The sequence below is a fragment of the Bradyrhizobium sp. SZCCHNS30572 genome, from assembly GCF_032484415.1.
Taxonomy (GTDB): domain Bacteria; phylum Pseudomonadota; class Alphaproteobacteria; order Rhizobiales; family Xanthobacteraceae; genus Bradyrhizobium.
In genome coordinates this window covers 149,771-174,224 of the sequence record NZ_JAUESY010000013.1, presented here as the reverse complement: position 1 = coordinate 174,224, position 24,454 = coordinate 149,771, and the positions used below count along the sequence as shown (strand labels likewise).

Genomic DNA, 24,454 nt, shown 5'->3' with positions numbered 1-24,454 from the left:
AGATGGCGAGGGTTTACGTCTCCACCGTCGTGAGTGCCCGCAACGATCGGGTGTGGGCGCGCGTCCGCGACTTCAACGGCCTGCCGAACTGGCATCCGGCGATCGCCGAAAGCCGGATCGAGGGCGGCGAGCCCGCCGACAAGATCGGCTGCGTCAGGGATTTCCGGCTTCGCAACGGCGACCGCATTCGCGAGAAGCTGCTCGGCCTGTCGGACTACGACATGTTCTGCACCTACTCGATCCTGGAATCGCCGATGGGCGTATCGAACTACGTCGCGACCCTCAGGCTGACACCGGTCACGGACGGCGACAAGACGTTTCTGGAGTGGACCGCCGAGTTCGACTGCGCGCCGGAGCGCGAGGCTGATCTGGTGGCTTCGATCGGCGGCGGCGTGTTCCAGGGCGGCTTCGATGCGCTCAAGCGGGCGTTCGGAGGCTGACGCCGTGCCGCACGTGGTCAAGAGCACCATCATCGATGCGCCGACCGAGGCCGTGTGGGAGGTGCTGCGCGACTTCAACGGTCATGATCGCTGGCACCCGGCGGTGGCGACCTCTGCGATCGAGCGTTCGCAGACGTCCGACAAGATCGGTTGTGTCAGGCGCTTTCGTCTGAAGGACGGCTCCGAGCTGCGCGAGCAGTTGCTGGCGCTGTCCGATCTCGAGCAGAGCTTCAGCTACTGCCTGCTCGATACGCCGATCCCGATGTTCAACTACGTCGCCCATGTCCGGCTGCTGCCGGTCACCGATGGCGACCGCACCTTCTGGCACTGGGAGAGCCGCTTCACGACGCGGCCCGAGCTGGCCGAGGCGCTGACGCGCATGGTCGCAGAAGACATCTACCAGGCTGGCTTCGAGGCGATCCGATCGCATTTGAAGCAGGCGGCATGAGGACGAGGTGAATCGATGCCGGTCACGGTGAAGACGTTTCAGGCCGCGAGCGAAGCAGCGTCTGCGCTGTCGTCGGACCGCGCGGCGCGCTACCTGGGCGGCGGCACGCTGGTCATGCGCGATCTCAATGAGGGCGACGTCTCGATTGCGACGGTCATCCGCGCCACCGACCGGACCTTGCAGGGCATCGATGCGGCAGGCGCGCGCATCAGGATCGGCGCCGGCGTCACCTTCGCCCGCGTGCTGGCCGAGCGCGATCTCGCCTTCCTGCATCCGGCGGCGCGCTCGATCGGCGGCCCGGCGGTGCGCAACATGGGGACCGTCGGTGGCAATCTGTTCGCTCCGGCGCCGTTCGGCGACTTCACGGTGGCGCTGCTGGCGCTCGACGGCATCGTCTCGCTGCAGGGCGGCTTCGGCGTCCGGGACATGCCGATCGAGGAGTTCCTGCAATCGCGCGACCGCCAGGCCGGTGCGCTGGTGGTCGGCGTGTCGTGCATCCGGCCTGCGTCGGCGGATGCGTTCCGCTATCGCAAGATCGCCCGCATCAAGCCGAAGGGCGGATCGGTGATCACGCTTGCGGCGCATCTTCCACAGAGTGGCGGCCGCGTGACCGGCGCGCGGATCGCGCTGGGATCGATGGCCCCGACCGCCATCCGCGCCAAGGCGGCCGAGCGCGCGCTCGAAGGGCGGCCGTTCGACGGCGGCGCGATCAGTGCCGCCGCTGCTGCGGCGGCCGAGGGAACGGCACCCACCGACAATTCGCTGGCCAGCGCGTGGTATCGCCGCGAAGTGGTCGGCGTGCATCTGCGGCGGCTGTTGTCGGGACAGGAGAGCTAGAGCATGGCCAAGACCCCACTTCAGTTCCGGCACAATGGTCGCGATGTCGCGCTGTTCGTTGACGGCGGCACCAATCTGCTGGTCGTGCTGCGCGAGATGATCGGCGACCTCACGCCGAAATTCGGTTGCGGCCAGGGCGGCTGCGGCGCCTGCACGGTCCTCATCGATGGCGACGCGCACCTGTCTTGTCTGACGCTCGCCGAAGCCGTCGAGGGCCGCGCGGTCGAGACGCTCGACGGCATCAAGAGCGGTCCGAATTTGCATCCGCTGCAGCGCGCCTTCGCCGAGGGTTTTGCCGCGCAATGCGGCTATTGCACGCCGGGCATGCTGATGGCGGCGAAGGCGCTGCTCGACAAGATCCCGCAGCCAAGCCGCGAGCAGGTGGTAGAGGCGATTTCGGGCAACATCTGCCGGTGTACCGGCTACGAGCCGATCATCAATGCGGTGCTGGCGGCGGCCGCGTCGCTGCGCGCGAGTGCGTGAGGAGAGATCGCCATGCTGGAACTGCGCAAGGACATCTTCGCCGACGAGCGCGACGACAATCTCAACGAGGTCGGCAAGGGCACCCAACGCCAGGACATGCTCGGCCATGTCACGGGGACCTCGACCTATTTCAACGATCACAAGCTGCAGGGCATGCTGCATCTGAAGGTCGTCAGATCCACGCAGCCGCATGCGCGGCTGCGCCGCATCGAGACCAGCGAGGCCGAACGGAGCGAGGGCGTGCGGCGGATCATCCGCGGCAGCGACGTGCCGCGCAATCTCAATACGCTGCTCAGCCTGATCAATTTTGGCAAGGACGATGAGCCGACGCTTGCCGTCGACAAGGTCCGCTACAAGGGGGAGCCGATCGTTGCCGTGGTCGCGGATACGCCGCGCGCGGCGTACGAGGCGGCCGCCAAGGTGCGCGTGGACTACGAGACGTTGCCGGCGGGGTTCGACGTCGAGGAGGCGCTGAAGCCGGGCGCGCCTGTTGTCAACGAGACCTATCCGAAGAATACGTTCACCTATCACGACCGCTACGACCACCAGAAGTTGCGCTTTGGCGACGTCGAGCGCGGCTTTGCCGGCGCCGATCATGTCTTGGAACAGCGCTACCAGATGTCGCCGATCGAGCACGCGCCGGTCGAAACCAACGGCTCGATCGCCGCGCCCGACACCAACGGCCGCTACGTGGTCTATACCTCGACCCAGGCGCTGTTCTTCTCGCTCGACACCTGCGCCAAGATCCTCGATCTGCCGTCGAACACATTCCACTTCATCGGCGGCACGGTCGGCGGCGGCTTCGGCGGCAAGGTCGACACGCTGACCGAGCCGCTCGCCATTCTCGCTGCGATGTTGACGGGGCGCCCGGTGCGCTACGTGCTCGGACGAGAGGAGGAGATGCAGTTCGGGCCGCCCCGCGGTGCCGAGCGCATCTACATCAAGGACGGAGTCATGCGTGACGGCCGCATCGTGGCGCGCCAGATCCGCGGCTATTTCGACTCTGGTGCTTATACGCGGCTGTCGAGCTACGCGGTGGTCAAATGCGCCGCGCACCTGCCGGGGCCCTACACGATCCCGAACGTCCATGGCGACATCTACTGCATCTTCACCAACCGCACGCCGGCCACCGCGATGCGCGGCTTCGGCATCACCGGCATGGACTTCGCGCTCGAATGCCAGATGGACAAGCTCGCGCATCTGATCGGCATGGACCCGATGGAGTTTCGTATCCTCAACGCCTATCGCGACGGCGACATGAAGGCGCATCGCCGCGAGGCCAAGAACACCGCGCTGATCGAATGCGTCCAGGTCGCGGCCGAGAAGGCCAAATGGCCGATCCGCGAGGAGTTCCGGCGCATGTCCTCGCGCAAGGATGGCGGCGGGGCGCGGGCGGCTGTTCCCTCCACGCCACGAGAGCCGGTGAGCGCGCGGCCTGCGCCGGCGCAGCAACGCACCAGCTACGATCGTGGTCTCTCGGCGCCGCCACAGCCCGAGCCGCCACCACCTCCGCCAACGAGCCCGGCGCCTTCGCCGGGGCACGGCGCGACGCGGTTCTCGTCGGTGTTCGGCACGAGGAGGCGCTGACATGACGAGGCACCGCGGCCGCGGCATGGCGGCGATCAACTATCCCATCGGCATGAATCTCGGCGGCGATCCGAGCCAGGCGCTGGTGCATTCCAACCCCAGCGGCAAGTTCACGGTGGCGCTGTCGTCGATCGATCTCGGGCAGGGCATGAAGTCGGTGACGCGGCAGATCTGTGCCGAGACGCTCGGCGTGCCGGTCGAGGACGTCTATGTCGACACCGCCGATTCCGACACCGGCCCGCATTGCATGGGCTCGTTCGCTTCGCGCGGCACCCATCGCGTCGGCAATGCCGTGATGGCGGCGGCCAAGGAGGCGCGTGGCGTCATGATGGAGGCCGCGGCCGAGGAGCTCGAGGTCAACGCCAGCGATCTCGAAACGGATGGTCGCGGCAACATCCACGTCAAGGGCGCGCCGCATCGCTCGATCTCGGTGAAGGACGTCGCCATCGCCGCGCAGTTCCGCCAGGGCAAGACCATCTCCGGCCGTGGCATCTTCCTGGTGCCGCTGTCGGAGGTGGATCCCGAGACTGGCGAAATGTCCCCGGCGACCTGCTACGCGCATGCCTGTCTCGTCGCCGAGGTCGAGGTCGATGACGAGACCGGCGAGGTCGGCGTGGTCAGGATGGACAGCGCCTATGAGCTGGGACGCGCGCTCAATCCCCGCCTCGTCGAGCAGCAGCTGGTCGGCGGCGCCTGGATGGGCATGAGCCACGCGCTCTACGAGACGACGGAGCCGTACTACCCGGACCCGAAGCAAGGACCGCGCGACTTCGTGGAATACCTGATGCCGGGACCTGGCGACATCTGTCCGCACGACATCGCCGTGCTGGAGCGGCCGGCGCCCGACGGACCGTTCGGCGGCAAGGGCCCTGGCGAGATGTGCGCCAATCCCGTGCTTCCTGCCATCGCGAATGCGATCTTCAACGCCGTCGGCGTGCGCCTCGACGAACTGCCGATCACGCCAGAGAAAGTGCTGCGCGCGATCAAGGCCCAGGGCGGCGCCCGGCCGCAGACGCGGCGGTGACGCAGCATGGTGGTCCGCAGCAACATCGTCGGCATCGACTCGCCGCAGGCGCTGGAAAAGGCACTGCGCGCGGCGTACTACCTCGCCGATGACGGGCTCTCCACCGCGGCCTATCTCGCGCTCGCGCTGGGCAAGCCATTGCTCTTGGAAGGCGCGCCCGGCGTCGGCAAGACCGAGGCGGCGAAGGCAATCGCCGCGGTGCTCGGCCGCAAGCTGATCCGCCTGCAATGCTACGAGGGTATCGACGCTGCTGCGGCGCTCTACGAGTGGAACTATCCGCGCCAGATGCTCGCGATCCGCCAAGCCGGCGAGGAGAGCATCGACATCTATGGCGAGAGCTTTCTGATCGAGCGGCCGATGCTGGCCTGCCTGCGCGCGCCCGATGCGACCGTGCTGCTGATCGACGAGATCGATCGGGCCGACCAGGAGTTCGAGGCGTTCCTGCTCGAATTTCTCTCTGATTTCCAGATATCGATCCCCGAGCGCGGCACGGTGCGCGCCGCGGAGCGGCCGATCGTGGTGCTGACCTCGAATCGGACCCGTGACCTTCACGAAGCGCTGCGCCGCCGCTGTGTCTATCATTGGATCGACTATCCCGATGCGGAGCGCGAGGCGCGCATCGTGATGATGCGGGCCTCCAGTGTTGCCGAAGCGACCGCGCGGGCCGTGGTGGCTGCAGTGGCGAAGCTGCGGCGCGAGCCGCTGAGCAAGGCGCCCGGGATTGCCGAGGCGGTCGATTGGGCGGAGGCGGCGACGCTGCTCAACCGGACCGGCGCGCGCTGGCCCGATGCGTTCAAGCGCGCGATTGGCGTCGCGCTGAAGGATGAGGAGGATCTGTCCTTCATCGCGCCGCGGCTCGACGCGCTGCTCGCGGAGGCGATGACATGAGCGAGCCCCGCCTGCCGCAGGCGACCGAGATCTTCGTGACATTCGCTGCGCTGTTGCGGCGAAACGGCTTCGCAATTGCGCCGGAGCAGACCACCGCCTTCCTCGCTGCGATCGAACTGCTGGGGCCTGTCAGCATCGAGGATATCCGTCGTGCCGGGACGGCGACCCTCGCGCCGCCTCCCGAGCGGCTCGCGACCTACAATCTGCTGTTCGACGTCCATTTTGGTGTCGCCGAGGCAACGGCCTTCAGCGAGAGCGACAGGCAGGACGATGTCGTGCGTCTCCAGGAGGAAGGGGACGGCGCTGTCGATCCCGATCTCGCCGAGGAGCAGAACGAGTCAGGTCTGGCTGCGACGCGCGTTGAAGCGCTGGTCGCCCGCCGCTTGGCTGCGACGACGGGCGGCCATGCCCTGCAGCGCCTCGCGCGTCAGGCGCGTGCAAAACTGCCGAAACGGCGTGGCCACCGGCGCATGCGCGCGCGGCGCGGCAGCTTCGTGGACCTGCGCCGGACCCTGCGCGAGAGCATAAGGCGCGACGGTGAGGTGCTGTCGCTGCGGCGGTTGAAGCGGCGACCTCGATTGCGACGATTGCTGCTGCTGATCGATGTCTCCGGCTCGATGCAGGCGCGGACCGAGGACAACATGCGGCTCGCCCACGTGCTGGTGCAGGCCGTACCCCAGGCCGAGGTGTTCACGCTTGGCACACGGCTGACACGCGTGACGCGGCCCTTGCGGCTGAAGCGGCGCGAACAGGCGCTGCTCGCTGCCTCCCATCTCGTCAGCGACTGGGACGGTGGCACGCGTATCGGCGAGGCGCTGCAGGCCTTCCTCGCGGTGCCGCGGTTCTCGACCTACGCGCGGGGCGCCGTCGTGCTGGTCATCTCGGATGGGCTCGAGCGTGGTGACCATCACGTGCTCCGTGACGCCGTGTGGAGGCTGTCGCTGCGCGCCTGGCGCCTGAGCTGGCTGACGCCGCTGGCGACGGGGCCCGGCTTCAAGCCGCAGACCGAGGCGTTGCAGGCGATCGCGCCATTCGTCGACGACATCGCAGCCGGCGGGTCGGACGAGACCATCGTCGCGCATGTTCTGTCGCTGGCACAGAGGAGGGCGGCATGACCGGTTATGTCGATGCGCATCACCACATCTGGCGTCAGGCCGATCTGCCCTGGCTGGTCGGGCCGATGCAGCCGCGGATTTTCGGCCCCTATGAGCCGATCAGGCGCGACTACACGATCGAGGAGTATCTCGACGACATCGCCGGCAGCGGCGTCACGCAATCGGTCTACGTCCAGACCAACTGGGCCAAGGACGGCTTCGAGGACGAAGCCGCCTGGGTGCAGCGAACTTCTGAGCAGCACGGCTTTCCGCACGCGATCGTCGCCTATGCCGATCTGAGCGTCGAAGATGCGCGGCCGCAGTTCAACCGGCTGGCGCGCTATCCCCTGCTGCGCGGGGTCCGGATGCAGCTGCACTGGCATGAGAACCCGCTCTATCGTTTCGCTTCGTCCCCAGACCTTTGCAGAGATACCCATATCCGCGCCAACATCGCGCGGCTCGCCGACTACGGCTGGTCCTTCGACCTGCAGGTCTTCGGGCCGCAGATGGCGGGCGCCGCAGCGCTCGCCGAGAGCTGTCCGTCCGTGACCTTCATCCTCCAGCATGCCGGCATGCTGGAGGATCTGTCCACGCGCGGTCGCGATCGATGGCGAGCCGGCATGCAGCGGCTGGCGAGCTGCAGCAATGTCGTCAGCAAGCTCTCGGGCCTCGGCACCTTCATTCGCCGCAACGATCCGGCGCATGTCGCCGACGTGGTGCGGGAGACGGTCGGAATGTTCGGCCCCGAGCGCTGCCTGTTCGGCTCGAACTTTCCGATCGAGAAGCTCTGGACCGACTACCGCGTACTGGTGGGGGCCTATGAGGCTGCCATCCGGGACCTCGACGAGCATGCGCGCGCGCAGGTCATGGGAGGGACGGCGCAGCGCGTCTATCGGCTGGGATGATACCGCCTGCAACGACAACAAAAGCAACAGGGAACGCTCATGGCGCTGGAAATCAAGGTTCTCGACTATGGTGACATCGAATTGGAATCGAGCTTCCTTGTGCTCGGCCGTGATTGCGGCCGCACCCGCCGGGTGCTGACGCTCGGCTTCCTGATCCTGGGCGGGCCGTATCCGGTCGTGGTCGATACCGGCTACCGCTCCAACCAGATCATGGAGACGCTGGGCATGCGCGGGCTGCAGTACCATGAGAACATGATCGAGAACCAATTGGCGCGGCACGGCGTGCGCATGGGCGATGTCCGCTACGTCTGCCACACCCATCTGCACATCGATCACGCCGGGAAGGACGATCTGTTCCCGATGAACACGACGGTCGTGCTCAACCGCCGCGAGCTCGAATACTCGGTGTCCGGGCTGATGCATCCGCAATATCCGGCGCCCGACATCAAGCATCTGATCGACCGGCTGCACACCAAGAGTGCGCTGCGTTTCCTCGACCTCGAGCTCACCGGCCCGGTCGAGCTGATGCCGGGCGTCTATTGCGACGCTGCGAATGCCCATACCGAAGGCTCGATGAACATCCACGTCCACACTGCCGATGGCATCGCTACCATCTGCGGCGACGTCATCTACGACTTCAACGACCAGATCGTGACGCCGTTCAACGAGATTCAGGATGGCGAGCCGCGCACCACCGGCAATCACGGCACGACAAAACGCGCCGAGAAGGCAGCGATCAAGAAGCTGCTGTCGAGTTCGCGCTATCTGCTGCCGGTGCACGATCGTCCCGCCAAGATCGAAGGCGGTGTGGTGGTGGGACGGCTGCACGACCAAGTGCCGGGGCCGCTGGTGCAGTCGCTGCCGCAGCGGCACTGGTTTCCGGCGTGAGCAGCACAAGGTGCCCCCATGACCCACGTGACGTTGCGCACTGAGTTCGAAACTCTGATCGATCCGTATGCGCCGGTGGCGCAGGTCGCGACCGGCTTCGAGTTCACCGAGGGGCCGATCTGGCATCCCGTCGAGCAGTTCCTGCTGTTCTCCGACATGCCGGCTGATGTCCGCCGCCGCTGGGACGCCAAGCATGGCGTGGTGGAGATGCGGCGGCCGTCGAACAAGTGCAACGGCATGACCTATGATGCCGAGCTCAATCTGATCGTCTGCGAACACGCGACGTCGTCGCTGGTGCGCGAGCGTCCCGACGGCCGCCGCGAGATCCTGGCATCGCATTTCGAGAACCAGGAGCTGAACAGCCCCAACGACGTGTGCGTCCACTCCAGCGGGGCGATCTACTTCTCCGACCCGTGGTATGGCCGCATGCCGGTCTATGGCGTGGAGCGGCCGCGCCAGCTCGGCTTCCAGGGCGTGTACCGGGTGCCGCCGGGCGGCGGTCCGCCGCGGCTGCTGGTTGACCGCCATCTGTTCGACCAGCCCAACGGGCTGTGCTTTTCCCCGGACGAGAAGCTGCTTTACGTCAACGATACGGTGCAGGCGGTGATCCGCGTGTTCGACGTCGGCGGCGATGGTGCGCTGGCGAACGGGCGCGTCTTTGCCAGCGGCATCCGCTCCGAGCTCGAGCCGGGCGTGCCCGACGGCATGAAATGCGACCAGCGCGGCAATGTCTGGGTCACCGCACCCGGCGGCGTCTGGGTCTATGCGCCTACGGGCGAACTGCTCGGCAAGGTGCGCGCGCCGGAGCTCGTCGCCAATCTCGCCTGGGGCGGTCCCGAGTTTCGCACGCTCTATCTCACCGCGACCCATTCGGTCTATGCGATCGCGACCAAGGTCGGTCCGCGCCACGAGCCGTATATGAGCGCGCGAAGTCGAGGGGCGTCAACGGCAGGTCTGGCGATGTCCAGCGCGACGTCCGCGCCATCGGCGCCGCAGCTGGCATCTGGCGACATGCAGCTCGATCCGCGCCGCTGCGCGATGATCATCCAGGATCTGCAGAACGACGTCATCATGGACGGTGGCGCCTTCGCGGATTCCGGCGCGCCCGGTCATGCCAAGCAGCAGCGCGTGGTCGACAATGTCCGGCGGCTCGCCGAGGTCGCGCGTGCGCGCGGCGTCGTCATCATTCATGTCTGGTTCGTGGTCGAGCCGGGCGCGCCCGGCGTGACCTTGAACGCACCGCTGTTCGAGGGGCTGGTCGACAGCAAGGCGATGGTGCGCGGCAGCTGGGGCGCGGCGCCTGTCGCCGGCCTGGAGCCGCGCAGCGGCGACTTCGTGGTCGAGAAGATGCGCATGAGCGCGTGGGAAGGCACGCGGCTCGAGACGATTCTCAAGGCCACCGGGCGCGACGTCCTCATCAATACCGGCGCCTGGACGAACATGTCGGTGGAGCACACCGCGCGCACCGGGGCCGACAAGGGCTACTTCATCGTGGTGCCGGAGGATTGCTGCTCGACCATGAACGCGGACTGGCACAATGCGTCGATCAACTTCGCCATGCAGAATGTTGCTGTCGTGACCACGGCCGACGCGGTGATCAGGGCGCTGGGGTGAGGCATGCCAAAGCTGCTGCATCTCGTCGCCTCGCCGCGGGCAGATTCGGAATCCAGCGCCGGCGCGCGCCTTCCTGGACCGCTTCAGGCAGGCGCGGCCGGGTTGGGACGTCGACGAGATGAATCTGTGGCGCGAGAGTCTGCCCGAGTTCGACGGCGAGATCCTGCAGGCGAAATATGCCCGCATGGGCGGCCGCGCCTTCACCGACGGCCAGCGCCGGGCGTTCGCTGTGGCCGAGCGCATGGCGGTGCGGCTCGATCTGGCCGAGCGCGTCGTGATCTCGACGCCGATGTGGAATTTCGGCATTCCCTACAAACTCAAGCACTGGCTCGACATCATCAATCAGCCGGGCCTCACCTTTCGCTTCGATCCGTCGCGTGGCTACCTGCCGCTTCTGAAGGATCGTCCGACGCTGGTGATCCTCGCCAGCGGCGGCGACTTCACCACCGGCATCAGCCGGGGGCGTACCGACCTCGCGACGCCCTATTTGCGCGAGGCGCTGCGCTTCATGGGCCTTCGCGACCTGCACTTCGTGGCGATCGGGCCGACCAGCGGGCCGGCGGCGCACACCGGCGTGGCGCGTGAGCGGGCGCACAGGCGGCTCGTCGAGATGGCCGCGCGATTTTGACGAGGCAGCCGCGCGGCGCGCATCAGGTCCTAGCAGCAAGCGGTGCGGCCTTCGACCGGCGACCGTCGTCCTCTAGCCGCGCTCTCGACTGATTCGGCCGCGAATTCAAGCGACAAGCTCGACTGTCGCTCCGGTCGCGTCGATCAGGTGAACACGTTCGACCTCGGTGCGGGGCAGCAGGGCACGAATCTCAGGCTCCGACATCAGGCTGAAGGCGGTCGAGAGCGCGTCTGCCGCCGTTGCATTGCCGGCGACCGTGGTCACGCTGCGATAGCGCTGCGCACAGCCGCCGTCGTGCGGATCGAACAGATGATTGAAGCGGCCTCGCGGATCGAAGCGGAAGCCATAGGCGCCCGATGTCGATACGGCGCGATCGATGATCGGAAGCAGTGCAGCGGTCCGGTCGGGAATGTCCGGATCGGCGATTGCGATCTCCCAGGGCCGTGCATCCGGCCGTGCGCCGATGGCGCGGGCTTCGCCCATGTCGACCAGGCTGTGCTGCACGCCCTCGCTGCGCAGGAGCTCGACGATCCGGTCCGTGACATAGCCCTGCGCGATGCCATTGAGGGTGAGCGCCATGCCGCGCGGCATGACGATGCGATCGCGGCTGACGCTGAGCCGCTGATGGCCGACCCGCGCCAGCGCCTCTTGCACGGCCGCTTGCGGCGGCCCGTCGGGATTGGCATGCGGGCGCGAAAAATGATCGGCATAGAGCGTCCACAGCGGTTGCACCGTCGGGTCGAAGCGGCCGTCGGTCATCGCGGCGTAGCGCTGCGAGCGTGTGAGGATGTCGACCAGCTCGGGCGCGGGGTCCACCAGCACACCGGTGCGGTTCAGCGTCACCAGCGCCGATTGCTCCAGATACAGGCTGAACAGGCGCTCGAGCCGCCGGGCTTCGCCGATCGACACCGTGATCAGCCGTTCGGCTTCCTGCCGGTCGCGGTGATGAAGCTTGATCGTGGCGACGGCGCCGAGCAGCGTGCCGCGCCATTCGACCGATCCGCTTGTGCTGTCGGCCGCCTGCGCCCAGGAAGGAGCAACCGCGAGACCCGCCAATGCGGCGCTGATGCGGATGAAGCGCCGGCGCGAGAGGTAAAGTGTCATCGCTGGACTCCCGTGGTTTGCTTCGAACCCGGCTCGGCCAGACCGGCGTTGTCGTCGGCGGAGCTCAGCACGTAGTCGCGGGGCACCTCGGTGAAGCCGACGATGCGGCCGCCGTGCTCGGCAGCGAACCGCTCGGCCGCGGTCCGATCCGAGAACGGCACCGCCTCGTCGCTGCCCATGCCGCTCCTGACCCGGCTGCCGATCACGAACACCGCCTTGCGCGCCTCGACCCAATTGTCGGCGCCCGGATTGTCCCAGCTCGCGGCTTTGCCCATGTCGGAGACGTAGATCGCCTGGATGTCCTTGGGCTCGTCGGGCAGCATCGTGAAGGCGATGGCGTCACGCGCGGAGGAGAACCAGACCGGTTCGATCAGGCTGGCGGCGAAGATCTGTCCCTTGGGGCCAGAATGCTCGAGCAGATTCATGCCGCAATAATGCCCGATCGCCTCCGCCGTCAGCTTGATCGGCGGCGGCGGCGCGGCCGCCTGCCTGTCGTTGCAGGCGGCAAGCGCAAAGGCGGCGATGAGCAAGCCGGCGAAAGCGAGGCGTTTCATAGCTCCCTCCGGGAGAAGGCCAGCGCGGCGCCGGCGAGCGGCACCAACGTCCAAAGCACCAGCGCTGTGAGCAACACCTGCACCGACAGCGTGCTGCTGCCGGCGAGCCCGGCCATGCCGGAGAACAGGCTGACATTGGCGAAGCCGGTCAGGTTGAACAGCCGGTAGGCGTCGGTCGGGTTGAGCAGCAGCAGCGCGCTGAGCACGCCGCCGGAAACGTTGCGGCCCTGATCGATCACGAGAAGGCCGAGCAGCGCCATGTCGTAGATCAGGACGAGCACGAGCCACAGGCCGATGCTGACCCCCGCTGCGGTGCCGCGGTCGCGCACCACTGCACTGACGAGATAGCCGATCGCGACGAACACCGCGCCAAGCAGAACGGAGGAGCCGATCATCGCGGCGAAGGCCGCGAGCCCGTCACTGTCGAAGTGACTGCCGGCGATCAGCAGCGCTACGGCAGCGGCGCCATAGCCGAGGCAGGTCGCGAAGGCGAGCACCGCGAGATGACCGAGGAACTTGCCGAGCAGCACCTGCCAGCGCGCCACGGGATAGCTGAGCAGCAGCAGCATGGTGCCGCGCTCCATGTCTCCGACGATGGCGTCGTGCGAGATCAGAAGCGCGATCAGCGGGATCAGGAAGATGGTCAGGCTCGACAGGCTGACGATGACGACGTCGAGCGCGCGCGCGCCCACGGTGCCGGTCGGTGCGCTGCCGAGAAAGGTCAGCGACAGCGCGAGCCCTGCCAGCAGCAGGGTCGACGCCAGCACCCAGCGGTTGCGGATCGCCTGCTGGATTTCCTTCGCGGCGATGGTGATCACGGCATTCATTGCGAACGCTCCGCGTGGCGCAGGAAATGCGCGTAGAGCTCGTCGAGACTGGGTGGAATGAGCTCGAGATCCTGCACGGCGGTGCCGTCGGCCGTCGCACGGCGCAGCAGAGCGATCTTCTCGTCCGGCGCTGCGTCGATCTCGACGATGTGGCCATTGACCCGACGATAGGAGGTCGCCTCCGGCAGCCAGGAGGGCCGGCCGGATGGCGGCAGCTCAGCGACCTTGACCCGGATCCGGGTCGGCAGTCGCGCGAGGCGGCGCAACTCGTCGAGCGTGCCGTCGGCGACCTTGAGTCCCTTGTTCATGATGATGACACGGCCGGCCCGCTCCTCCAGCTCGGTCAGCGCATGCGATGACAGCAGCACCGTCGTGCCCTCGGCGGCGAGCTTCTGGATCACCTCGTAGAACGTCTGGCGCAGCTCGGGATCGAGACCGGTGGTCGGCTCGTCCAGCAGCAGCACGCGTGGCCGGCCGATCAGCGCCTGTGCCAAGCCGAGGCGCTGGCGCATGCCCTTCGAGTAGGTATTGACGCGGCGTCCGGCAGCGTCGCCCAGCCCGACGACATCGAGCAGCGCCAGCGCGCCCTTCACAGGCTCGCGCTTGAGGCGGGCGTAGAAGCTCTGCGTCTCGCGGCCGGTGAGCGCGGCATCGAAGGCGACGTTCTCCGGCAGATAGCCGAGCCGACGCCGCGAGGAGAACTCGCCCGCGGCCGGGTTTTCGCCGAGCAGCGCGATCGCGCCCTTGGTCGGTCGGATCAGGCCGAGCATCATCTTCATCAGCGTGGTCTTGCCGGCGCCGTTGTGGCCGATCAGGGCCACCATCTCCCCGGCCGCGAGATCGAACGACACGCCCTTGACGGCTTCGACCTTGCCGTAGTGCTTGATCACGTCGGCGATATGGACGGTCGCGCTCATCGGGCGCTGCTCCTAGCGGCAGTGCGGCGCGCCGGCGGTGGCGACATCAGCGGATGGCTGTCGACCACGCCGCCGGGCAGGATCGCCGGGAACTGCGCCTGTGCCCAGCGGATCACCTGCACGGCCGGACTGTTGATCAGGACCTTGGCGGCCGGCGCGGTCCACAGCACGCGGTCGATCAGATCATTCGGCCGGTAGGCGGTGTCGGCAACGCCGTCGCCGTTGAGGTCGAAGCCCGGGTTGTCGCTCCAATAATTGCCGCGGCCGTCTTTCGACCAGTCGAGATGGCGGGTGCCGACATACTTGATCTGGCTGGCATTGTTGACGAAGGCATTGCCCCTGATGTCGTTGCCCTCGGAGCCGGCGGTAAAGTGAACGCCGATCTCGCACCCTTCGAACCAGTTGTCAGTGATATGGTTGTTGTTGGTGTTGTAGATGAACACGCATTTCTCGGGACCGGGACGGGCGCCGGCGGTCGGCGTGGCCGTGCTCGCATCGGCCTGCGGCACGCCTTCGTCGGTGCCGCGGTTCTCCGCGGTGGCCCAGCGCTCTGCCGGCTGCAGCCCACCGATCACGCTGTTGCCGGCGATCTGCGAGCCGTTGGCCGCGTTGAACAGCAAGCCGCGGTCGCGGTCGTGATCCGAGACGTTATCCCTCACGACGAGCGCCTTGGAGAACATCATCGCATAGCCGATGATGTTGCGGGTCGAGACGTTGCCGGAGATTTCGCTGTCGTTGGTGTACATGAAGTGGACCGCGAAGCGCAGGTCGCTGAAGCGATTGCCGCTGAAGACGTTGTTGCGGCTGGTGATGGCGAACACGCCATCGCGGCCGTACCGGAATTGGTTGTCGATCACCTTGGCGCCCGGCGCGTTCCAGACGGAGACGCCGTTGCCGGTGACGCCGCCGCGCGTCGCGCGCAGGCCGATGATGCTGTTGTGACGGACCATGGCGTTGGCTGATCCGTGCAGATAGATGCCGAACAGATTGCCCTCGATCCGGTTGTTCTCGATCACTGCGTCGTGCGCGGCCTGGTCGACGAAGATGCCGGAATCCATCTGCTCCAGCGCGCGGCCGGATCCGTTGATAGCGAGGCCGCGAATGACGGTGCCCGGCGCCGCCACGGTGATGACGCTCCCACGGCCGTCGCCGGTGATCACGGCGCCATGCGCGCCGGTCAGTGTCAGGCGACGGGTGATCCGCAGCGGCCCGTGATAGGTGCCTGCGGCCAGCGCGATCTCGTCGCCGTCGGCGGCGCGGTCGAGCAGGGCCTGCAGGTCGGTGGTTTCAGCTCCGACCTGCAGAGTCGCCGCCTGGGCGCGGAAGGGCAGGCCGGCGACGACAAGCGCCGCCAGCCCCAGAGTCTTGATATGGCGCATGCGCCGCATCGCTCACGCGTTCCGCGGCGAGACCAGCATGCGTCCGCGCATTTCCATGTGCATGGCGTGGCAGAACCATGTGCAGAAATACCAGTACACGCCGGGCTTGTCGGCGATGAACGTCACCGACGAGGTCTGCTGCGGATCGATCTCCATGTTGACGCCGTAGTTGACGATGCAGAAGCCGTGCACCAGATCCTCGACGTCGTCGATGTTGGTGACATAGACCGTCACCTCGTCGCCCTGCTTGACCTCGAACTTCTCGAGCGCGTAGGCGGGCGCGCTGGACCACATATAGACGCGCACCTTGTTGCCGTCGCGGATCACCTTGGCGTCGCTCTCCAGCGTGACGCCGTCGGCTGCGGCCTGCTTGCGGGCGTCGGCAAAGAACGGGTCGTCGCGCTTCCAGATCGAGGTCACGCGGCCCTCGAGCTTGGAGCGGTGCACGATCACGGCGTCATGCGGCTCAGCGAAGCTCGGGCCGTCATGCACCAGCTCCATCTTGTCGCCGGAGATGTCGATCAGCTGGTCGTTCTCCGGCTTGAGCGGGCCGACATTCAGGAAGCGATCCTTGGAGAACTTGTTCAGCGACAGCAGCCATTTGCCGTCGGCTTCCTTGGTCTCGCCCATCGAGGCGTGGTTGTGGCCCGGCTGATAGTGGACGTCGAGCTTCTGGATGATGGGGTTGACCTTCTCGCCCTTGAAGGCGCGCTTGGCGAGATCGAGGCTCCATTTGCAGACCTGGCTGTCAAGGAACAGCGTGGTGTAGGCGTTGCCCCGGCCGTCGAAGGCGGTGTGCAGCGGCCCGAGGCCGAGCTCCGGCTCGGCCACGACGACGTCGCGCGGCTTGATCTTGTCGTCGAACAGGTTGTCGATCAGGCGGACGTCGATCACCGTGACCGTCGGCGCCAGCTTGCCATTGGCGACGACGTGGATGCCATCGGGGGCCGTGTTGAGGCCATGCGGACTGTTGGAGACCGGCACGTAGCGCGTGTAAGGCGATCCTTTGCGGCCGTCGATCACGGGAACGCCGTTCATCTCCTTGAAGTCGCCCTTCTTGACGGCCTCCTCGATGCGCTTGATGTTGAAGATCGTGACCCAGTCCTGTTCGCTTGCCGTCATCTCGGCCAGGGTGACGCCCTTCTCAGAGTTGTAGCAGGTCGAGAACGCATATTTGCCCTGGTAGTCGCAGTCGGTGTTGTCGAGATTGCCGTCGACGATCACCTGCCAGGCGACCTTCATGGTGTCGCCGTCGACGGCCGAGAACATCGACCAGTATTTCGACTTGTCGTCGAGCACCTTGCCGTCGTTCGGCAGCGGCACCTCATATTCGCCGTTGCAGAAAACGTAACCGGTGCGCGGGAACTTCTGCGGACGCATGCCGTGGATGGTGTACTGGTTCGGCAGCTCGATGATCTTGTCGCATTTCATCACGTCGGTGCGAATGCGGGCGAGCCGGGTGTTGGCCTTGTCGTTGATGAAGATGTAGCGGCCGTCATATGTGCCGTTGGTGAACGACATGTGCGGATGGTGGCAGTCGCCGTTCATCCAGATGCCGAGCCGGTCCTTGAGCCGTTCGCGCGTCTCGGGCAGCAGCCCCTCGGTCATGATCTTGCGGCTCTCGTTGGTCTGGCCCCAGCCGGTGGCGCTGCACCGGTTGAAGACCGGAATGCGCATCAGCTCGCGCATCGAGGGCATGCCCACGATCCGCAACTCGCCGGTCTGGCCGCTGGAGAAGAATACATAGTACTCGTCGAGCTGGCCGGGCGCGACCTCCGCCTTGCCGGCGCCTTGCGCCGGTCGCGATTGTGCGGCGGCCGGCGTGGTCTCGACGCTCTTGCCGAGGCCGATGCTGCCGGCCACGCCGGCCGCGCCGAGCGCGGCGGTGCCGACGATTTGTCGGCGGCTGAGTTTCGTCTGGTCGTCGTCGTGCGCCATCGTCGTCTCCTTATGATGGATGAGTGAGATCGTCGGATTGAGCCGGCGCCGTTGTCGGCCGACCGGCATGGGTGATCACGGTCTTCGGACCGGCCTTGCCGGCGCGCATCGACGGCGATGACATCGCCTCGAACTTCTCGCGCTTGAGCCGGACCTGGATCATGTGCGGACAGCGCTGATCGTCGTAGTAGAGCTCCTGGCAATGCATGCAGTAGATGCATTCATTGACGTTGATGTGTCCCTCGGGATGGATCGACTGCACCGGACATTCCTTGGCACAGCGCTGGCAGGGCGAGCCGCACTCCTTCCAGCGACGCAGCCATTCGAAGGTGCGGATGCGTCCGGGAATCGCCAGCGCGGCGCCCAGCGGGCAGAGATAGCGGCAGAAGAAGCGTTCGATGAACAGGCCGATGCCGAGCAGCGCCGCGGCATACAGCACGAACGGCCAGCTGCGCGAGAATTTCAGGATGATCGCGGTCTTGAACGGCTCGACCTCCGCGACCTGCTCGGCGAGCGCGACCGAATACAGCGACAGCCCGAACAGGCCGAGGAAGATGATGTATTTGATCGGCCACAGCCGCTCATGCAGCCCCCAGGGCACCGTGATCTGCGGCACCTTGAGCCATTTTGCCACTGTGTTGGTCAGCTCCTGCAGCGCGCCGAACGGACAGAGCCAGCCGCAGAACGGCCCGCGGCCCCAGAACAGCAGTCCAGCCGCCGTTGCCGCCCACAGGATGAAGATCAAGGGCGCCGCGAGGAAGAACTCCCAATGGAAGCCGGTCAGCAGCGCGTTGACGAAGGTGACGACGTTGACGACCGAGAGCTGGGCGTTGGCGTACCAGCCGAGCCAGACCAGCACGAACAGCAGATAGGCGCGGCGCACCCAGGTGTAGAGCCGGGGACGGCGCACCAGAACGTTCTGGAAGAAGAAGATCCCTGTGAGCGCGGCCAGCGCCAGCGCGGTGATGCCGATGGAGACCGTCTGCGAGCGCCAGATGCGCATCCATAACGGCTCCTCGGTGTCGTCGGCGACCGGTTGCGCCGTGGTCGGGGCGGGACGCGCGGACGTCGCCTTCGCTGCCGACACAGCGGGGCGCGTCTGCTGCTTCAAGTAGGCGTCGGGCACCGTGTAGTCGACATCGAATGTCAGGAACGCCTTGTCGTGGCTGCCTGTGCTTCGTTGCACCAGGAGCTGGAGCTGCCATGGCTCGGTCGGGTCGAGCGTGAATTCGGGCGGCGTGATGAACAGTCCGATCTCGCGCAGGGCAGGGGCGCCGGCGGCGGTCAGCGCACCGAGTCGCATGTGGTTCTTGTCGCGGAACCGTGTGCTTCCGCCCTCCTGCAGCACCTCGATACGGTCGAAGATGCCGCCTCGGACATAAGCGGAGCCCTTGAACGAGTAGACGCCGTCGCCGGCGACGACGATCGCCTGCTGTCCGGGCTGCAATCGCTGCTTGAGTCGCTGATAGCCCTCGTCGCCGAGCAGGCTGCGGCCGATCGTGGGCACGCTGGCCATGGCCACATAGAGATCGATGAAGGTGTCGCCGGCATCGCCGGGCTCCGGATTCTGCGCGGCCGCCGCATTGCCCGACTTGGCGAACGCGTCGTTGACGTCGCCGATGCTGAGATGCAGGCGCCGCACCGAGCCGTCGCCGAGCAGACTGCTCCAGTCGCGGATCTCGCTCTTGTCGGGATCGACCGTCTTGGTCACGCCGGGCTGCGCTGCGGCGGCGGTCGCCGCTGAGCCGGCGCCGATGCGGCCGCTGCGGATCAGGCGCGTGGCGGCGCGCACGATGCTGTCGTGCATCACCAGCACGGTGACCGTGGCACCTGAGACGATGTCGGCCTGCGGCGCATGTTCCGCGCCTTGCGCAATCGGCATCATGTCCTTGCCGAGCAGGCCGTTGAGTGCGGCAACGATGCGTGGCTGGGGAATGCCGATCAGCACGATCGGCTCTTTGTGATCGACCAGCTTCAGCCCGGAGATGACGCCCTTGGGATCGATGCCGACGAGGATGTGGATCGGCTTGCCCGAATAGCCGACGGAATTGGCGAAATCGGAGTTGAGATAGACGTAACCCTTGAGCTGATCGCCGCGATACACCGGCATGATCGGCGGCTCGCCTTGCGGCTCGCCGAAACGATCCGCATCCGGGAACAGCTCACCCGGCGTGATCTTCGAGAGGTAGGTTGCGAGATCGCCGGCCGCATGTGCTGCGCGCGGGGCCGCGATCGCGCAGAGCCCGATGAGGATTGCTACCAGGATAGCAGGCATGCGCCACCGATTGGTGGCGACATCACTCGCAACCATGATCACCTCAAGCGGAACGGACGGCCCGCGAAGGGGCCGTATTCCAGTCAGGACTGTTTCGGGGAAGGAAGGATCGTCGCCATTGACAATCCCTGAGCAAATAGAGCCAGGCTAAATTGACTCCTTATCGTGCCGGTTGTCTAGTGGGTCGCAATCCGACGGACGTTGCGCTGGATCAAACAAGCCAGGACAATCAGGCGGACCATCATATGTTGTTGACACGCACGCTCTCGCTCAAGTCGGAACCGGCCGGGAACCTGCATTCGATCGACGAGCTGTTCGCGCTCGCCAATGCGATGGAGCAGGAGGCGGCCGATCGCTACGACGAGCTGTCCGGAGAGATGCAGCGTCAAGGCCGGCTCGATCTGGCCGCTGTCTTCGCGAGGCTGGCCGCGGCCGAGCGCGAGCATGTCGACAGTGTCGCGCAATGGTCGCAAGCGCGAACGGGGCGTGCCCCCGATGCGTCGCTGGTGCGCTGGCAACCACCGGAGACCTTTGAGCCCGGCGTGGCACGCGAAATCCAGGACTCGCGGCTGATGACGCCGTACCGCGCGCTGTCGATGGCGGTGCGCAACGAGGAGCGGGCCTTTGCGTTCTGGTCCTATCTTGCGGCATTTGCCGATGATCCCGAGGTCAAGAGGGCGTCCGAGGCGATGGCGCGAGAGGAACTCGGTCATGTCGCGACGCTGCGCAAGGAGCGGCGCCGTGCCTATCATCTTGAGACCGACGCCAGGCGCGCGGCGTCGGTGGCGTCGGACGCCGGCACGATCGACGCCGGCCGGCTGGAGCGTCGACTCGCCGAGTTGCTCGACGCGATGGCTGTGCGCGCCGCTGGCCGCCCGGCGGATCGCGTGCGCGAGCTTGCGCAGGAAGCCGCGGCAATGGCATCGGAGGTTGCGGACCTGTTGCGCCTGCCGGCTGGGCTCGCGCAAGCCGATGCAGCCGTGCTGGCGGAGGCGCTCGCGGACGCGTATCTGGAGCATGCGGAGCGAGCGACCGAACCGGACCGGCTCGATCTGATGCAGCGGCTGGCGTCGCAGGCGATCGCCCGGCTGGCCTGGCTGCGGTCGCTCGGTTGAGTCCGACTCCAGAACTCCGCGAAAGAGGCGAAAGACAAGGGTCGCCCAGCCAAGCTGGACGACCCGATCATCATGAGGCTCAGTTGCGGGTCGGCGCCGGCACGGCGGTGCGGTTCGCTGGCACCGTGACGGGCTGGAAGGAGAACACGTCGCGACTGCGCGGATCGACGGTCACCTTGAGCCAGCGCACGTCGTTGTTGCCGTTGCCCTGATTGTCGCCGAACGTTTCGACGCGAACGAAGTTCTCAAGCCGCTGGCCGGCACTGTTGAGGAAGGGCTGGTCGATCCGGAAGTAATGGGAATCGCCGTGGACGTAGGCGACCGGCTTGCGGAACGCCTCGACTTCGGTGCGCAAGGCGGTCAGAAAGCTGACGAAGCCATCGGGCTGCCCGTCGGTTTCGGCGAGCGTCCTGGGATCGCGCAGCGGCGCGCGCGTCGGATCGGCCTGGTCCCAGCCCGGGTTGCCCTGGGTGATGAACATCACCGCGGCGGAGTTGCGCCTCTTGGCTTCCGCGAAGGTCTGTTGCATCCACAGAATCACGGCCGCGTTGCGCGCGTTGTATTCGTCCGGATCGGGATTTGTGTCGCAGAGATTGTTGCAGGATCCCTGGATGTTGAGGGTCGCGTAGGTGACCCGGCCAACGGTCCAGCGGCGATTCTCGACGCAGCCGACCTTGGTGCCGTTGGCGCTCAGACACAGCGGATCGGTCTGCACCTCCTGGCGCAGCTTGCGCTGGCCGAGCGAAAACGGCGTCGAGAAGAACACCTTGCGCTCGTAATCGAGCCGGTCGCGCGAGTTGAAGCCGCCATTCGAGGGGCGATCGCAATCGACCCAGTCATTGTCGCCCGGGGTGAACATCGCGGGCGCCTCGAGGCTATTGAAGAAAGCGAGCGCCTGGGCGTAGAGGCCGGCGTCGCAGGCGGAATTGGAGCCCTGCTTCAGGTCGCCATCGTGCGCCGTAAATTTCAGTCGATGGGCGTTCATGTCGGCGATCAGGTTGGGGACGCCGACGGTGGCCTGCAGCGTGGAGTAGGGCAGGTCGCCCCACAGGCCGATGGCGTAGCTGTCGTCATCGTCGTCGAAGCCATGGTCGTGCGCAAGGCTCGGCGCGGCAGCGGAAAACGCCAGCAAAGACACCGTGACGGACAATGCGAGCAATTCATGAAAGGCAGATTTGAAAGATGATCGAAGTGACATTCTGCAAGATCCCCCAAGACCTCGGTTGCACCGCGCCGCTTCGTTCAAGCGGCGGCGGGACGATGCGGAGGCTCGATAACGGGGGCGTGACGATCGGCTGACAATCCGCTGACGGCGTCACGATGTTGCAATTCGGTGCACCATCAATGTCGTCGCCGCGCACAATGCGCAGATGGCCCGCCGCAACGTGTGCGGCGGGCTGTTCTTGACAGCGGCAGACTCCCGGTCGATCAGCGGTCGTCGCCGTATCCGTGCTCACCGTGGTCGTGATGATGCCAGCCGCCGTCGTGATCGTGATCGCCATCGTTATCGCCGAAGGCGAACAGATTCATCAGGTCGCCGATCGCAGGACGGTTCTTCGGCACATAGCGGTTGTCGTCCCGGTCATGGATCGGATTGGGGAGTCGGTCGCGGCTGACGGCGGAGATCGTGGGCAGCCGCCAGTTGCGCTCGATGAATTTCAGCAGCGAGACGTGATCGTAATAGGTGTGGTCGACATGACCCTTCTTGGCCAGCGGCGAGACCAGGATGAAGGGAATGCGGGTGCCGTCGCCGAGGAAGTCCACCGGCTGGACATAGCCGGAGTCATAGTAGCCACCGCCCTCGTCCGTCGTGATGAAGATCGCGGTCTTGGCCCAGAGCTGCGGGTTGGCCTTGACGCGATTGATCAGGGCCTCGAGGAATTTTTCGTAGAGGTCGGTGGTCGAATCGGCGGGATGCCCGGCGAGCGCCTCGAACGGACGCACGAATGACACTGCGGGCAGCGTGTTGTTCTGCACGTCCTTCACGAAGGCGCCGTAGTTCTGCAGCTTGGCTTCCTCGGCGGGGTTCTTCATGATGTTGTTGAAGCCGGTGAGCGGGTCGCAGATGCCGCAATAGGAGTGGAACAGCAGCGGCACACCGTCGACGCTCTTGGCGAAGGTGGTGGCATCGTCACCGCGGTCGGCGCTGTAGTATTTCCAGGACACGCCTTTTGCGGTCATCACGTCGGCGATGGTCGGCGCGCTCTGCGGCGGCAGCACGAATTTGTCCGAGCCGAGGGCATTCGGCTTGGCGCTGGTCTGGTTCCAGAACATGCTGTAGTTGTTGACGAGATAATAGTGGTTCGGCGCGCAGTTGTTGCTATAGACGCCGTTCTTGAAAAGCTGCTCGTTGACGGCGGCGACGCCGGGCGCGCTGGGGTCCGAGCAATTGACGTAGGAGCCGCCGCTGTAACCGTCCTGCTTGTAGTAGTTGTTGGTGCCGGGAACCGGATCCGGATTCTCGATCTGGTTGGCGTAGGGCACGGCGGGGGCGCCGTTCAGCGTCTCGGGATTGGTGAAGAACGCGGCGTGGCCGGTCACGAGCGCCTGGAAGTTGGCTCCGGTGCCGCCCATGATCGCCTGATGATAGTTGTCGCTGATCGCATACTCGTCGGCGAGCTGCTTGAAGAACGCTGCGTCACCGGGCTGGGCCTTGCCGGCGGCGTCGGTGAACGGGTTCATATTGTAGAAGCCCATCGAGATGGCGCCTTCCATCGGGTTGAACCCGCCGGCCGGATAGGGCTGACCGTTCGAGCCGGTGCCGATGGTCTGCTCGACCCACACGAATTTGTCGTGCTTGCCGCCGTCGATGTCCTGCCACATCTGGAAGAAGCGGTGCACTGGATCTCCGGTGTAGGCCGCATAGGAGACGTATTTCGAAATCTGGTACGGGCCGTTGGGAAGATTGGCCGGGAAGCGGGTGTCGAGGACGTTCTGCGGCAGGCCGATCCCGTAGGTGGTGTAGGGCTGCGGCAGTGTCGCATAGGCGCCGGTGGACGCGGTCTCGGCAGTGTAGCGAACCTCGTCGCGGCCGATCCGCTGCTCCGCCTTCTTGAAATGCCGGCCCGGCGTGCCGTCTTCGTTGACGATGCCCTTGCTGAGCAGATTGTCGATCGTCTGACCCGCCTTCGGCTTGTAGGTGCCGAACAGATTGTCGAAGGTGTGGTTCTCGCCGACGATGATGATGACGTGCTCGATCGGCGTACTCGTCGCCGGTTCGGCGAAGGCCGGCGCGACGCTGGTCGCGGTGAAGACGGCGGTGGTCGCAAGGGCGAGCGCCTTGGACCGTGTGACTGTTCTGGTCATGAGATCTCCGGACGGAGGAGGGTGGTGGCGCGCGCATGCTGATGGCCGCTTGCCTGCGACGATCTATCGCGGCAACAAATTGCAACGTGGTGTCGGTCTTGCTTCGGTTTTGTGAAATGCGCCGAGCAGCGCGGATACTGGACACGCACGTCACAGCACCAGCTTGGCAGCGCGTGTGCCGCCAGGAGCTTGACTCCATTGCT

Annotated in this window: 21 protein-coding genes and 1 pseudogene; 13 read left to right on the top strand and 9 right to left on the bottom strand. The window is 66.1% G+C overall.

Annotated features, from left to right (window positions below; genetic code table 11):
- The first annotated feature begins 2 nt into the window (after positions 1-2).
- The 12 genes and pseudogenes from QX048_RS32885 to QX048_RS32830 all read left to right on the top strand — a co-directional run bounded on the left by QX048_RS32885 (position 3) and on the right by QX048_RS32830 (position 10,836).
- Positions 3-440 (top strand): SRPBCC family protein, encoded by a 438-nt coding sequence (locus QX048_RS32885; RefSeq protein WP_315717441.1) that lies wholly within the window; start codon positions 3-5, stop codon positions 438-440.
- A 4-nt stretch (positions 441-444) separates the two neighbouring features.
- Positions 445-888 carry an SRPBCC family protein gene (locus QX048_RS32880; protein WP_315827789.1) on the top strand — a complete coding sequence of 148 codons (444 nt, stop codon included), beginning with the start codon at positions 445-447 and terminating at the stop codon, positions 886-888.
- Between the two features lie 15 nt (positions 889-903).
- Complete coding sequence (locus QX048_RS32875; protein WP_315827790.1) at positions 904-1,725, top strand: FAD binding domain-containing protein; 822 nt, start codon at positions 904-906, stop codon at positions 1,723-1,725.
- Between the two features lie 3 nt (positions 1,726-1,728).
- Entirely contained in the window at positions 1,729-2,208 is a 480-nt protein-coding gene (locus QX048_RS32870) for a (2Fe-2S)-binding protein (protein ID WP_315717444.1), read from the top strand.
- A gap of 12 nt (positions 2,209-2,220) precedes the next feature.
- Positions 2,221-3,795: a xanthine dehydrogenase family protein molybdopterin-binding subunit gene (locus tag QX048_RS32865; protein ID WP_315827791.1), complete on the top strand. Its 1,575-nt coding sequence runs from the start codon at positions 2,221-2,223 to the stop codon at positions 3,793-3,795.
- Between the two features lies 1 nt (position 3,796).
- The gene (locus QX048_RS32860) at positions 3,797-4,819 is read left to right on the top strand and encodes a xanthine dehydrogenase family protein molybdopterin-binding subunit (protein WP_315717446.1); all 1,023 of its coding nucleotides are present in this window, start codon (positions 3,797-3,799) and stop codon (positions 4,817-4,819) included.
- Between the two features lie 6 nt (positions 4,820-4,825).
- Positions 4,826-5,707, top strand: a complete 882-nt coding sequence (locus tag QX048_RS32855; protein WP_315827792.1) for a MoxR family ATPase — start codon at positions 4,826-4,828, stop codon at positions 5,705-5,707.
- Positions 5,704-6,822 (top strand): VWA domain-containing protein, encoded by a 1,119-nt coding sequence (locus QX048_RS32850; RefSeq protein WP_315827793.1) that lies wholly within the window; start codon positions 5,704-5,706, stop codon positions 6,820-6,822. Before QX048_RS32855 ends, QX048_RS32850 begins: the two co-directional genes overlap by 4 nt.
- Positions 6,819-7,706 carry an amidohydrolase family protein gene (locus tag QX048_RS32845; protein ID WP_315827794.1) on the top strand — a complete coding sequence of 296 codons (888 nt, stop codon included), beginning with the start codon at positions 6,819-6,821 and terminating at the stop codon, positions 7,704-7,706. Before QX048_RS32850 ends, QX048_RS32845 begins: the two co-directional genes overlap by 4 nt.
- A 39-nt stretch (positions 7,707-7,745) precedes the next feature.
- Positions 7,746-8,594: an MBL fold metallo-hydrolase gene (locus tag QX048_RS32840; protein WP_315717450.1), complete on the top strand. Its 849-nt coding sequence runs from the start codon at positions 7,746-7,748 to the stop codon at positions 8,592-8,594.
- Positions 8,595-8,612: 18 nt separating this feature from the next.
- Positions 8,613-10,208 (top strand): isochorismatase family protein, encoded by a 1,596-nt coding sequence (locus tag QX048_RS32835; protein ID WP_315827795.1) that lies wholly within the window; start codon positions 8,613-8,615, stop codon positions 10,206-10,208.
- Between the two features lie 3 nt (positions 10,209-10,211).
- Positions 10,212-10,836 (top strand): annotated as a pseudogene (locus QX048_RS32830) (FMN-dependent NADH-azoreductase).
- Positions 10,837-10,941: 105 nt separating this feature from the next.
- Here the strand turns inward: QX048_RS32830 and QX048_RS32825 are convergent.
- The 7 genes from QX048_RS32825 to QX048_RS32795 are packed head-to-tail and all read right to left on the bottom strand — an operon-like array spanning position 10,942 to position 19,866.
- Positions 10,942-11,940 (bottom strand): FAD:protein FMN transferase, encoded by a 999-nt coding sequence (locus QX048_RS32825; RefSeq protein WP_315717453.1) that lies wholly within the window; start codon positions 11,938-11,940, stop codon positions 10,942-10,944.
- Positions 11,937-12,494: a nitrous oxide reductase accessory protein NosL gene (locus QX048_RS32820; RefSeq protein ID WP_315717454.1), complete on the bottom strand. Its 558-nt coding sequence runs from the start codon at positions 12,492-12,494 to the stop codon at positions 11,937-11,939. The genes QX048_RS32825 and QX048_RS32820 overlap by 4 nt, the downstream gene beginning before the upstream one ends.
- Positions 12,491-13,321, bottom strand: coding sequence for an ABC transporter permease (locus tag QX048_RS32815; RefSeq protein WP_315717455.1), 831 nt, complete (start codon positions 13,319-13,321; stop codon positions 12,491-12,493). Before QX048_RS32815 ends, QX048_RS32820 begins: the two co-directional genes overlap by 4 nt.
- A complete protein-coding gene (locus QX048_RS32810) occupies positions 13,318-14,238 on the bottom strand; it encodes an ABC transporter ATP-binding protein (RefSeq protein WP_315827796.1) in 921 nt (306 codons plus the stop codon). Before QX048_RS32810 ends, QX048_RS32815 begins: the two co-directional genes overlap by 4 nt.
- Positions 14,235-15,626 (bottom strand): nitrous oxide reductase family maturation protein NosD, encoded by a 1,392-nt coding sequence (locus QX048_RS32805; RefSeq protein WP_315827797.1) that lies wholly within the window; start codon positions 15,624-15,626, stop codon positions 14,235-14,237. The genes QX048_RS32810 and QX048_RS32805 overlap by 4 nt, the downstream gene beginning before the upstream one ends.
- A 3-nt stretch (positions 15,627-15,629) precedes the next feature.
- Positions 15,630-17,555: a TAT-dependent nitrous-oxide reductase gene (gene nosZ, locus QX048_RS32800; RefSeq protein ID WP_315717460.1), complete on the bottom strand. Its 1,926-nt coding sequence runs from the start codon at positions 17,553-17,555 to the stop codon at positions 15,630-15,632.
- Positions 17,556-17,565: 10 nt separating this feature from the next.
- Complete coding sequence (locus QX048_RS32795; protein WP_315827798.1) at positions 17,566-19,866, bottom strand: 4Fe-4S binding protein; 2,301 nt, start codon at positions 19,864-19,866, stop codon at positions 17,566-17,568.
- A gap of 209 nt (positions 19,867-20,075) precedes the next feature.
- Here QX048_RS32795 and QX048_RS32790 point away from each other — a divergent pair, with 209 nt between their 5' ends.
- Positions 20,076-20,945: a ferritin family protein gene (locus tag QX048_RS32790; RefSeq protein WP_315717461.1), complete on the top strand. Its 870-nt coding sequence runs from the start codon at positions 20,076-20,078 to the stop codon at positions 20,943-20,945.
- A gap of 79 nt (positions 20,946-21,024) precedes the next feature.
- Here the strand turns inward: QX048_RS32790 and QX048_RS32785 are convergent, their stop codons facing one another.
- Both QX048_RS32785 and QX048_RS32780 read right to left on the bottom strand, forming a co-directional pair.
- Positions 21,025-22,143 (bottom strand): hypothetical protein, encoded by a 1,119-nt coding sequence (locus tag QX048_RS32785; protein ID WP_315827799.1) that lies wholly within the window; start codon positions 22,141-22,143, stop codon positions 21,025-21,027.
- A gap of 230 nt (positions 22,144-22,373) precedes the next feature.
- On the bottom strand, positions 22,374-24,251 hold the full coding sequence (locus QX048_RS32780; RefSeq protein WP_315827800.1) for an alkaline phosphatase family protein: 1,878 nt from the start codon (positions 24,249-24,251) through the stop codon (positions 22,374-22,376).
- Positions 24,252-24,454 lie beyond the last annotated feature (203 nt).

What these genes read in the sequence shown, in the direction of transcription:
- QX048_RS32870 (WP_315717444.1), top strand. Translation starts at nt 1,729, where the DNA reads ATGGCCAAGACCCCACTTCAGTTCCGGCACAATGGTCGCGATGTCGCG.
- QX048_RS32850 (WP_315827793.1), top strand. Translation starts at nt 5,704, where the DNA reads ATGAGCGAGCCCCGCCTGCCGCAGGCGACCGAGATCTTCGTGACATTC.
- QX048_RS32865 (WP_315827791.1), top strand. Translation starts at nt 2,221, where the DNA reads ATGCTGGAACTGCGCAAGGACATCTTCGCCGACGAGCGCGACGACAAT.
- QX048_RS32820 (WP_315717454.1), bottom strand. Translation starts at nt 12,494, where the DNA reads ATGAAACGCCTCGCTTTCGCCGGCTTGCTCATCGCCGCCTTTGCGCTT.
- nosZ (WP_315717460.1), bottom strand. Translation starts at nt 17,555, where the DNA reads ATGGCGCACGACGACGACCAGACGAAACTCAGCCGCCGACAAATCGTC.
- QX048_RS32835 (WP_315827795.1), top strand. Translation starts at nt 8,613, where the DNA reads ATGACCCACGTGACGTTGCGCACTGAGTTCGAAACTCTGATCGATCCG.
- QX048_RS32840 (WP_315717450.1), top strand. Translation starts at nt 7,746, where the DNA reads ATGGCGCTGGAAATCAAGGTTCTCGACTATGGTGACATCGAATTGGAA.
- QX048_RS32780 (WP_315827800.1), bottom strand. Translation starts at nt 24,251, where the DNA reads ATGACCAGAACAGTCACACGGTCCAAGGCGCTCGCCCTTGCGACCACC.
- QX048_RS32825 (WP_315717453.1), bottom strand. Translation starts at nt 11,940, where the DNA reads ATGACACTTTACCTCTCGCGCCGGCGCTTCATCCGCATCAGCGCCGCA.
- QX048_RS32855 (WP_315827792.1), top strand. Translation starts at nt 4,826, where the DNA reads ATGGTGGTCCGCAGCAACATCGTCGGCATCGACTCGCCGCAGGCGCTG.
- QX048_RS32795 (WP_315827798.1), bottom strand. Translation starts at nt 19,866, where the DNA reads ATGGTTGCGAGTGATGTCGCCACCAATCGGTGGCGCATGCCTGCTATC.
- QX048_RS32790 (WP_315717461.1), top strand. Translation starts at nt 20,076, where the DNA reads ATGTTGTTGACACGCACGCTCTCGCTCAAGTCGGAACCGGCCGGGAAC.
- QX048_RS32845 (WP_315827794.1), top strand. Translation starts at nt 6,819, where the DNA reads ATGACCGGTTATGTCGATGCGCATCACCACATCTGGCGTCAGGCCGAT.
- QX048_RS32860 (WP_315717446.1), top strand. Translation starts at nt 3,797, where the DNA reads ATGACGAGGCACCGCGGCCGCGGCATGGCGGCGATCAACTATCCCATC.
- QX048_RS32875 (WP_315827790.1), top strand. Translation starts at nt 904, where the DNA reads ATGCCGGTCACGGTGAAGACGTTTCAGGCCGCGAGCGAAGCAGCGTCT.
- QX048_RS32810 (WP_315827796.1), bottom strand. Translation starts at nt 14,238, where the DNA reads ATGAGCGCGACCGTCCATATCGCCGACGTGATCAAGCACTACGGCAAG.
- QX048_RS32785 (WP_315827799.1), bottom strand. Translation starts at nt 22,143, where the DNA reads ATGTCACTTCGATCATCTTTCAAATCTGCCTTTCATGAATTGCTCGCA.
- QX048_RS32815 (WP_315717455.1), bottom strand. Translation starts at nt 13,321, where the DNA reads ATGAATGCCGTGATCACCATCGCCGCGAAGGAAATCCAGCAGGCGATC.
- QX048_RS32885 (WP_315717441.1), top strand. Translation starts at nt 3, where the DNA reads ATGGCGAGGGTTTACGTCTCCACCGTCGTGAGTGCCCGCAACGATCGG.
- QX048_RS32805 (WP_315827797.1), bottom strand. Translation starts at nt 15,626, where the DNA reads ATGCGGCGCATGCGCCATATCAAGACTCTGGGGCTGGCGGCGCTTGTC.